The organism is Herbaspirillum sp. UBA812 (genome assembly GCF_002296545.1).
In the GTDB taxonomy this organism is placed as follows: domain Bacteria; phylum Pseudomonadota; class Gammaproteobacteria; order Burkholderiales; family Burkholderiaceae_D; genus Herbaspirillum; species Herbaspirillum huttiense.
In genome coordinates this window covers 1-9155 of record NZ_DBIC01000044.1, presented here as the reverse complement: position 1 = coordinate 9155, position 9155 = coordinate 1, and the positions used below count along the sequence as shown (strand labels likewise).

The following is a 9155-nucleotide window of genomic DNA, read 5'->3' as shown; positions in this document are numbered from 1 at the left end:
CGAACATGGTGTTGGCCGGCTCGGTGATGCCGATGTAATTGCCCTTGGACTTGGACATCTTTTCCACGCCGTCCAGGCCTTCCAGCAGCGGCATGGTCAGGATGCACTGCGGCTCCTGGCCGAAGTCCTTCTGCAGCTCGCGGCCCACCAGCAGGTTGAATTTCTGGTCGGTGCCGCCCAGCTCCAGGTCCGACTTCAGGGCCACCGAGTCATAACCCTGCATCAACGGGTAGAGGAATTCATGCACCGAAATCGGCGTGCCTTCCTTGAAGCGCTTGGTGAAGTCATCGCGCTCCATCATGCGCGCCACCGTGTAGCGCGAGGCCAGCTGGATCATGCCGCGGCTGCCCAGGGCATCGCACCATTCGGAGTTGTAGCGGATCTCGGTCTTGGACGGATCCAGCACCAGGCTGGCCTGGGCGAAATAGGTCTTGGCGTTGATCTCGATCTGCTCGCGCGACAGCGGCGGGCGCGTCGCATTGCGGCCGGACGGGTCGCCGATCATCGAGGTGAAATCGCCGATCAGGAAAATCACCTGATGGCCCAGGTTCTGCAGCTGGCGCATCTTGTTCAGGACCACGGTGTGGCCCAGGTGCAGGTCGGGCGCGGTCGGGTCCAGGCCCAGCTTGATGCGCAGCGGCTGGCCGCTTTGCTCGGCGCGCGCCAGCTTTTGCGCGAATTCGCTTTCGATGAGCAGCTCATCGATGCCGCGCTTGGTGATGGCCAGCGCTTCCTGCACCTTGTCGGTGAGGGGCAGGCGGGAAGGAGCTGCTTGGGCAGCGGCGGCGGAGGTGGACTGGTCGGCGTTCATCGATATAACTAAAAAATTGGCTTTTGTAGGACAGGACCGCTAAATCGTGTTGCTATAATTCCGACTTTCGTTTTTTCTGCCCAGCGCCAGGACGCGGCCTCAGAAGCTCAGCAGCAGGAAAACGTTCTCGACCCGTAGGCGATGTTACGCGGGCGCAACACGGCGGGGGGACAGGAAACGCCGCATTGCAGCCATCACCCGCCATCCGCCACGGAAACGTCAGATTTTAACGTATTCGGTTTGCATGTTCCCACAAGATAAACTCAAGCACGTCTCGTCCCTGTGCTTCTCCGCGTTGCAGTCCTGCCACCACAAAGTCGCCGCTTCCTCGCCCAAGACCCGCATCATCGGTGCCAGCGCCCTGTTCCTGGCTGCCTTCACCATCGGTGCCGCCGGCTTCGCCCCGGCCGAGCCGGACCTGCGCGATGCCCCGGTGAACCCGATTTCCAAGGAACTGGCCCTGCCCAACCTGCAACAGCAGATCAGTGCACTGGAAGAGCGTTCGCAGTATTACGTCAACGAAGAGAAGGTCCGCAGCGGCGACACCCTGGCCACCCTGCTCAACCGCCTCGGTGTGGATGACGATGAGGCCACCGCCTTCATCAAGTCCGATACCCTGGCGCGCACCGTGATGCAGTTGCGCGCCGGCAAGCGCGTCGTGGCCCAGACCGATGACAACGGCGAGCTCATCAAGCTCTCCGCCACCCTCGACGACGGCAGCGACACGCCCAAGAACCTGGTGATCGCGCGCCATGACGGCAAGCTTACCGCCGAAGCCCAGCCCGCCGTGCTGGAGCGCCGCGTGGAAATGCGCGCCGGCACCATCTTCTCCTCGCTCTTCGCCGCCACCGACAACGCGCAGATCCCCGATGCGGTGGCCATGCAGCTGGTGGACATGTTCGCCACCAACATCAACTTCGCCTCCGACCTGCGCCGTGGCGACCGTTTCAACGTGGTCTACGAGACCTTCTACCAGAATGGCGACCTGGTGCGCACCGGCCGCGTGCTGGCCGGTGAATTCGACAATGCCGGCAACCGCTACCAGGCCGTGTGGTTCAGCGACCCGGCCAGCAAGACCGGCGGTGGCGGCTATTACGCCTTCGATGGCAAGTCGCTCAAGAAGGCGTTCCTGAAGTCGCCCCTGGCCTTCACCCGTATCTCTTCCGGTTTCTCGATGCGCCTGCACCCGATCCTGGGTCAGTGGAAGCAGCATACCGGCGTGGACTTCGCCGCCCCGACCGGCACGCCCATCCATGCAGCCGCCGATGGCGTGGTCGATTTCGTGGGCCAGCAGAATGGCTACGGCAACATCGTCGTCATCAAGCACTGGAGCGGCTACTCCACCGCCTACGGCCACATGAGCCGCTTCGCGCCCAACATCAAGAAGGGCATGAAGGTCAGCCAGAATGACGTGATCGGCTTCGTCGGCATGACCGGCTGGGCCACCGGCCCGCACCTGCACTACGAGTTCCGCGTCAACAACCAGCCGCGCAATCCGCTGTCGGTGGAGGTGCCCAACAACCAGGCCCTGACCGGCCCGCAGTTGCAGCGCTTCCGCACGGTGGCGGCCGACATGCAGCATCGCATGGCCATGCTGCGCGTGCCGGGTGCGCCCGATGTGAAGCTGGCGGCAGCCAAGTAAGACTGGGCTGTCCGAACTCCCCGACCAGGGCGGCGCTGTAGAATCAGCGGCCGCCCTTTTCTTTTTACGACCTGCCTGCCATGAACGATTCTCCCTTTTTGACCATCGGCCTGATGTCCGGCACCAGTCTTGACGGCGTCGACGGGGTCCTGGCTGCCTTCGATGGCCAGACGATCTGCGCCACGCTGGCGGCGGCTTACGTGCCCTTCCCCGCCCATCTGCGCGCGGACCTGATGGCCCTGCAGGCCGCCGGCCCCAACGAGATCGAACGCGAAGCCCTGGCCGCCAATGCGCTGGCCGTGCATTACGCCGACTGTGTGGCGCAACTGCTGCTGCAGGCCGGCAAGACGGCGGCCGACGTGCACCTGGTGGGCGTGCATGGACAGACCATCCGCCATCGCCCCGAACTCGGCTTCACGCGTCAGACCAATAACCCGGCACTGCTGGCCGAACTGTGCAACATCGATGTAGTCGCCGACTTCCGCAGCCGCGACGTCGCCGCAGGTGGCCAGGGCGCACCGCTGGTGCCGGCCTTCCATCGCGCCATCTTCGGCGATGCGGCGCAGTCGCGGGTGGTGGTCAATATCGGCGGCATCGCCAACATCAGCATCCTGCCGGCGGGAGAAGACGGCGCTTACGGCTTCGATACCGGCCCCGGCAATGCGCTCATGGATGGCTGGATACATCTGCACCAGCAGCGCGCCTATGATGCCAACGGCGACTGGGGCGCCTCGGGACAAGTGCACGCAGGACTGCTGGCGCAATTGCGCGATGAACCCTTCTTCCGCTTGCCGCCGCCCAAGAGTTCGGGACGCGACCTGTTCCATCTCGACTGGCTGCAGGCGGCCCTGCTGCGCACGGGCGCTGCAATCGCCCCGGAAGATGTGCAGGCCACATTGACCCTGCTCACGGCCAGCACCATTGCCGACGCCATCGTCGCGCACGCACCAACGGCGCAGCAGGTCTATGTGTGCGGAGGTGGAGCCGAGAATGCCTTCCTGATGCGGCTGTTGCAGCAACAACTGGACGGCCGCGCAACCGTGCAGTCCACGGCCGCTCTGGGCGTGGCTGCGCAGCATGTGGAGGCGCTGGCCTTTGCCTGGCTGGCGCGGCGCTTTGATCTGCGGTTGCCGGGCAACCTGCCGGCGGTGACCGGGGCACGCGGCTTGCGGGTGCTCGGCGCGTTATACCCGGCCTGAGGTCCGATCGCAGAAACGAAAAAGCCGTCCGGTGCATGGCACGGACGGCTTTCTTTTTAGCGCTGTACTACTCGCTCTACTAACTTTTAGCGCCTGTTTCAATACCGAACGGATCGGTATCAAAATGAATTCAACAATCAATAACGCAGCTCAATAACGGCTGATGCGGCCGTTATCCAGTCGCACGCGATCCCCCACGCGGAAATCGGTATTGTCTTCCTGCGCGAAGGTCTGCAAGGAGCCATCGCTCATGCGCACACGGATGTTGTAGACCTGGCGGCCGGCAGAGTTATTGCGCTCGACCTGATTACCGGCATAGGCACCACCTGCAGCACCCGCGACAGTGGCCAGCACGCGGCCGGTGCCGCCACCGACGGCATTGCCCAGCAGGCCACCGGCCACGCCACCCACCACCGCACCGGCCACGCCGCTGCTTTCCTTGTGAGTCACTTCAATGGCTTCCACCACGCCGGTACCGGAATAGGACGCCACGCGTTCATAGTTCTGCGAGGTCGGTGCCGCGCCATAGGGGGCCTGCTGCGGACTCGCGCAGCCAATCAGCAAACCGGCAAAGCTGGCGCTGATCACGGCCAGCGAGATGTAGTGATGACGGACAGACATGGTGTTCTCCTCTGCACAAATGCACGAATGCGATGGACGATGTTCGCAGTGTGCCGCGCAGCCTGCATGCGCGGCATCGGAGAAGCCCGGCAATGCTTGTCGGAGAAATGAGGACGTCGCCGTCAGCAGACAGTCTCAGTTGAGCCAGCCGCGCCGACGGAAATACCAGAACGGCGCGATGGCCGACCCGACCATCATCAGGATGGCCAGCGGATAACCCACCACCCAATCCAGTTCCGGCATGACCTTGAAGTTCATGCCGTAGATGCTGGCGATCAGCGTCGGCGGCAGGAAAGCGACGGAGGCCACCGAGAAGATCTTGATGATCTTGTTCTGGTTGATGTTGATGAAGCCAACGGTGGCATCCATCAGGAAGTTGATCTTGTCGAAGAGGAAGGCGGTGTGGCCATCCAGGGATTCGATGTCGCGCAGGATCTGGCGCGCATCCTCGAACTGCTCCGAACTGAGCAGACGTCCGCGCATCAGGAAGCTGACCGCGCGGCGCGTATCCATCATGTTGCGGCGGATGCGGCCGTTCAAGTCTTCTTCGTGGGCGATGGTGTTGAGCACTTCGGCGGCGGCCTGGTCGGAGAGGCTTTTCTTGAGCACGCTGGTGCTCACCGCTTCGAGCTTCTGGTAGATGCCTTCGAGGGCATCGGCCGAATATTCGGCATCGGTCTCGTAGAGGTCCAGCAGCACGTCGCGGTAGTCGCCGATGGAACCGGGCCGCGAGCGCGCACGCATGCGCACCAGGCGGAACACCGGCAGGTCTTCCGCATGCACCGAGAACAGGATGTTGCGTGCCAGGATGAAGGCCACCGTCATGGTGGAGGAAGAATCGTCGTCGCCTTCGAAGAGGAAGTCGGTGCGCAGGTGCAGGTCGCCGTTCTCGGCTTCGAAGTAACGGGCCGAGGCTTCGATGTCGCTGAATTCGTCCTCGTCGGGCAGGGTCACGCCGTAGATGCTCTTGACCCAGGCGCGCTCTTCGTCATTCGGTTCGGTCAGGTCCACCCAGACCGGCGCGGCCTGTTCGAGGTCGGTGCGGCTGTCGATGTTGACCTGGCTCAGCCGTCCGTTTTGCAACACGAATACATTGATCATGGGTTCTCGCTCGGTGGAACGCGGGGGGAAGAGTCCCGGGTGAAATGCGGCAGCCCGTGGCGACAGGCGCGAAACGTGCGCAAGTGTACGTTCAAGCCCCGTGCCAGGCAAGCGCCAATGCGCCGCATGCCGCACGGCTGTGGCGAACGGAGTGCGCTGTCATACGGCGGTCATGTGGCTGCGGCAGCAGCGCAGGATTACTTGTGCGTTGGCGGCAGCGTGGCTGCGTTCATGCGGCGCAGGATGAGGCTGGTGCGCGCGGCCAGATAGCCCGAGCCGCGATTGCGGTCGTAATAGCGCGGACGCGGCAGCATCACCGCCAGCCGTGCCGCCTGTTCGGCTCCGAGACTGGCGGCCGTGGTGCGGTAGTAATGCTGGGCTGCGGCCTCGGCACCGAAGACACCGTTGCCCCACTCCACCACGTTGAGGTAGAGCTCGAAGATGCGCTGCTTGTCGAGCAGGAATTCCAGCATGTAGGTGATGATGAATTCCTGAGCCTTGCGCAGATAGCTGCGCTCGCCCGAGAGGAACAGGTTCTTAGCCAGCTGCTGGGTGATGGTGGAACCGCCGGCCACGACCTTGCCCTTCTTCTCGTTCTTTTCGTAGGCCTTCTGCAGGGCCTCCCAGTCGATGCCGTCATGCTCGGAGAAATTGGAATCTTCCGAGGCGATGATGGCGCGCTTGAGATTGTTGGAGATGCGAGCGTAAGGCACCCAGCGGAATTGCAGCTGGGCATTCGGGTCCTTCTCGCGCAGGATCGACAACTGCTGGCGCATGAAACTGGTGGACTCCGGATTGTGATCCTTCCACCACCAGATCTGGACGAAGAAGTACAGCTGCAGCAGCAGTACCAGCGTGATGGGCAGGACGATGATCCAGAAGAGCAGCTTGCGTAGCGATTTCATGAGCCGGTTGTTGTTCTGTTGCCGTGTTCTGTCGATCCGGGAAATTCCGTCATGGTGCGATCCTGCAGAGATGCACTCATGCACTCATACAGTCCTGCACTCCTGCAGTCCTCTGCATCTGTGGAGGACTGCCGGCCTTTTGCTTGGTGCTTAGTGCTTATTGCGACAACTGCTGGCGCAGGCTGGCAAACACCTCGGCGGTGGCGGGCCGCACGCCGCGCCACAGCTGGAAGGCTTCGGCGGCCTGCTCGACCAGCATGCCCAGGCCATCGCGCACGCTGGCCCCGTGTTGCTGGGCGCTCTGCATGAAGACCGTGGGCTGGCGGCCATACATCATGTCGTAGGCCAGGGTCTCGCTGCCATACACCGATACCGGCAGCGGCGGCAGATCGTCCGACAGGCTGGCCGAGGTGGCGTTGATGATGACATCGAACACGCCCTCCAGTTCGGCATAAGCCGCACTGCGTACCGGGCCGAATTCCCCGAACTGGCGCGCCAGTTCATCGGCCTTGGCTTGCGTGCGGTTGACGATCACCAGTTCGGCCGGCTGCTGTTGCAGCAGCGGCAGCAGCGCACCGCGCGAGGCACCGCCGGCGCCGAGCAACAGCACGCGACGGCCTGCCAGCGCCTGGCCGGCATTGACCATGATGTCGGTCACCAGGCCGGCACCATCAGTGTTGTCGCCGAGGATGCGGCCGCCTTCGAACTTGAGCGTATTGACCGCTCCGGCCAGACGCGCGCGTTCGGTCAGCTGATCGGCCAGCGCGTGCGCTTCCAGCTTGAAGGGAACGGTGACGTTGGCACCGCGTCCGCCGCGCCGCTGGAACACCTGCACCGCTGCCTTGAAACCGTGCAGCGGAACCAGCAGGCGATCGTAATGCAGCGACTGGCCGGTCTGGGCGGCGAACTGCGCATGGATCTCGGGCGACTTGCTGTGGGCAATCGGATTGCCGATGACGACGTATTCATCCATGGTGGTTTGCCTGCTCCCTCGTTATATGTTCTGACTGCTCTTTGCTGTTCTTGTATCGGACCGCTGCGCCGCTGGCGATATCAGCCGGCCCCCAGTTCTGCCTGCACGCCCTGGTCACGGGTGAAACGGAAGGTCACGATGACTTCCCACACATCATCCTTGCCGCTGGTGCGCATGTTCTCCGGAAAACGGCCGAACGGCACCGAGCGCCGCACGATGGCCACCGCCGCCTGGTCCAGCGCGGCATTGCCGGAACTGGTGCGCACCACCACCCCGCCATCGCGCTCGTAGATGCTGCCATCCTGGAATACCGGAATCACTACCAGCAGTTCACCGTAGAGCTTCTTGCCGTCGCGGGTCGGGAAGTTCAGGGTGCCGACCTTTTCTATCTTGTCCTGCAGCGCCTTGAAGTACTGGGCATAACCGACTTCGCGGGTGCTCGGCGTGATCTGGGTCTTCTTGGGGCGCTTGTTGTATTGCGCGATGTCCTTGGCCAGTTCGGCTTCCATGCGCGCCATGGCCTTGGCGGTTTCGGTCAGGTCGCGCGCGTTGGGCTGCGGCGTCTCGACCGGCTTCTGCTGCTCGGCGCTGGCCACGTGCTGGCGCGCCTCCTGCAACTGCGCCAGCATCTTGCGCTGCTGCTGTTCCAGTTCGGCCACCTTGCGCTGCGCGGCCTTGACGCTGTCACCGCTCTCCACGTGCTGCATGTCCGGCAGCGGCGATCTGGCACGGCCGTCGTCGGCATTGCCGCCGCCATCCAGGTTGGCCTGCGCCAGCGCCTGAGCGTTGACAGGCTTCTTGTCATGCTTGGCGTTGACCAGGATGACTTCCAGTTCCGGATCGGACGGCTTGAAGCGGAAGGCGTCGGGCGCGGCGAAGTGCACGGCCAGCAGCAGGCCATGCACCAGCAGCGAGATTCCGAGCGCGACGCTCAGCAGACGGTGTTGGGCAAACAGATTCACAGCAGACGGGGAGCAACGACGATATTCACAGCGCCAATTCTACGCCAGCACCGCGTCATTGCGCGGCTTGGGCCGACGGGTTTTCGTCGGCATCGGCGGCGTGGGGATGTCGCTCTTCCTGTGCATTTTCCTGTACGGAATCCTGTGCATCGTTCTGTACATTGTTCTGTACCGAATTCTGCTCGGCCGCGGCTTCCTCGCCCTGTTCTTCGCTGCCCATGGAGGCCATGCCTTCGAGCAACTCGTCATCGTCTTCACCGAGGTCGCTGGCCAGCGCCTGGGCCGCAGCGGCCGGCACTTCCAGCAGGCGCGCCTCCACGGTCAGGTCGACCTCGTCCCAGCGCAGCAGGTCCAGCTTGACCTGCAGTCCGCGCGCCAGTTGCGGCAGGCCCGGCATGCGCAGCACCAGCGGGATCTCGACCAGGCGCAGGATTTCATCCTTGAGCACCACCGCTTCCACGGTACGGGCGTTTTCCTGCGCCAGCCAGCGCAGGCACCAGTAGCGTTCCATGGTCGACTGGAAATCGGCATAGCCGGAGTAAGCCGCATCGAAGCCCGAGACGATGGCGAAGAGATCGGCATCGCGCGGCTTGAAGGGCGCCACCAGCGGCGCGGTCACGCCGTGCTCGATGCAGGCCAGGATCTGCCACTGGTTGACCAGGTCGGTATAGCGGCGCAGCGGCGAGGTGCTCCAGGCATATTGATCCACGCCCAGGCCCTGGTGGGGCGCGGCATGGGTGACCATGCGCACCTGCATCTTGGCGGCCCAGCCGCCGGCCCCGCCACCTTGCGCGCGGTAGATGCCCGGCACGCCGTGATCGGCCATGAGCTTGCCCCAGGTGCTGTTGGCGAAGATCATCAGCTCGGCCACGATCTTGTCCAGCGGCGCGCCACGGCGGCGGCGCACGATGCTCACCACATCGTTCTCGACGTAGAAGTTG

At 63.6% G+C, this 9155-nt stretch carries 9 protein-coding genes; 2 read left to right on the top strand and 7 right to left on the bottom strand.

All coding sequences use genetic code 11. From position 1 onward, the window contains the following. On the bottom strand, positions 1 to 811 hold an 811-nt coding region (gene tyrS / locus B3873_RS02730; protein ID WP_286863909.1), incomplete at its 3' end, for a tyrosine--tRNA ligase. A gap of 244 nt (positions 812 to 1055) precedes the next feature. Here tyrS and B3873_RS02725 point away from each other — a divergent pair. Both B3873_RS02725 and B3873_RS02720 read left to right on the top strand, forming a co-directional pair. Further along, positions 1056 to 2453 carry a M23 family metallopeptidase gene (locus B3873_RS02725; protein WP_209533691.1) on the top strand — a complete coding sequence of 466 codons (1398 nt, stop codon included), beginning with the start codon at positions 1056 to 1058 and terminating at the stop codon, positions 2451 to 2453. Positions 2454 to 2533: 80 nt separating this feature from the next. After that, positions 2534 to 3652: an anhydro-N-acetylmuramic acid kinase gene (locus B3873_RS02720; RefSeq protein ID WP_286863907.1), complete on the top strand. Its 1119-nt coding sequence runs from the start codon at positions 2534 to 2536 to the stop codon at positions 3650 to 3652. Positions 3653 to 3802: 150 nt separating this feature from the next. Here B3873_RS02720 and B3873_RS02715 read toward each other — a convergent pair whose 3' ends face one another. The 6 genes from B3873_RS02715 to B3873_RS02690 all read right to left on the bottom strand — a co-directional run. Then, a complete protein-coding gene (locus B3873_RS02715) occupies positions 3803 to 4273 on the bottom strand; it encodes a glycine zipper 2TM domain-containing protein (RefSeq protein WP_034341587.1) in 471 nt (156 codons plus the stop codon). Positions 4274 to 4408: 135 nt separating this feature from the next. Then, a complete protein-coding gene (corA, locus tag B3873_RS02710) occupies positions 4409 to 5374 on the bottom strand; it encodes a magnesium/cobalt transporter CorA (protein WP_039789235.1) in 966 nt (321 codons plus the stop codon). Between the two features lie 197 nt (positions 5375 to 5571). Beyond that, complete coding sequence (gene mtgA / locus B3873_RS02705) at positions 5572 to 6279, bottom strand: monofunctional biosynthetic peptidoglycan transglycosylase (RefSeq protein ID WP_209533693.1); 708 nt, start codon at positions 6277 to 6279, stop codon at positions 5572 to 5574. Positions 6280 to 6436: 157 nt separating this feature from the next. Continuing rightward, positions 6437 to 7252 (bottom strand): shikimate dehydrogenase, encoded by an 816-nt coding sequence (gene aroE, locus B3873_RS02700; protein ID WP_209533694.1) that lies wholly within the window; start codon positions 7250 to 7252, stop codon positions 6437 to 6439. 80 nt (positions 7253 to 7332) lie between these two features. Beyond that, the gene (locus B3873_RS02695) at positions 7333 to 8214 is read right to left on the bottom strand and encodes a TonB C-terminal domain-containing protein (RefSeq protein ID WP_134221208.1); all 882 of its coding nucleotides are present in this window, start codon (positions 8212 to 8214) and stop codon (positions 7333 to 7335) included. 55 nt (positions 8215 to 8269) lie between these two features. Continuing rightward, positions 8270 to 9155: RNB domain-containing ribonuclease (locus tag B3873_RS02690; RefSeq protein WP_286863903.1), on the bottom strand; the 886-nt coding region annotated here is incomplete at its 5' end.

What these genes read in the sequence shown, in the direction of transcription:
- B3873_RS02725 (WP_209533691.1), top strand. Translation starts at nt 1,056, where the DNA reads ATGTTCCCACAAGATAAACTCAAGCACGTCTCGTCCCTGTGCTTCTCC.
- corA (WP_039789235.1), bottom strand. Translation starts at nt 5,374, where the DNA reads ATGATCAATGTATTCGTGTTGCAAAACGGACGGCTGAGCCAGGTCAAC.
- aroE (WP_209533694.1), bottom strand. Translation starts at nt 7,252, where the DNA reads ATGGATGAATACGTCGTCATCGGCAATCCGATTGCCCACAGCAAGTCG.
- B3873_RS02720 (WP_286863907.1), top strand. Translation starts at nt 2,534, where the DNA reads ATGAACGATTCTCCCTTTTTGACCATCGGCCTGATGTCCGGCACCAGT.
- B3873_RS02715 (WP_034341587.1), bottom strand. Translation starts at nt 4,273, where the DNA reads ATGTCTGTCCGTCATCACTACATCTCGCTGGCCGTGATCAGCGCCAGC.
- mtgA (WP_209533693.1), bottom strand. Translation starts at nt 6,279, where the DNA reads ATGAAATCGCTACGCAAGCTGCTCTTCTGGATCATCGTCCTGCCCATC.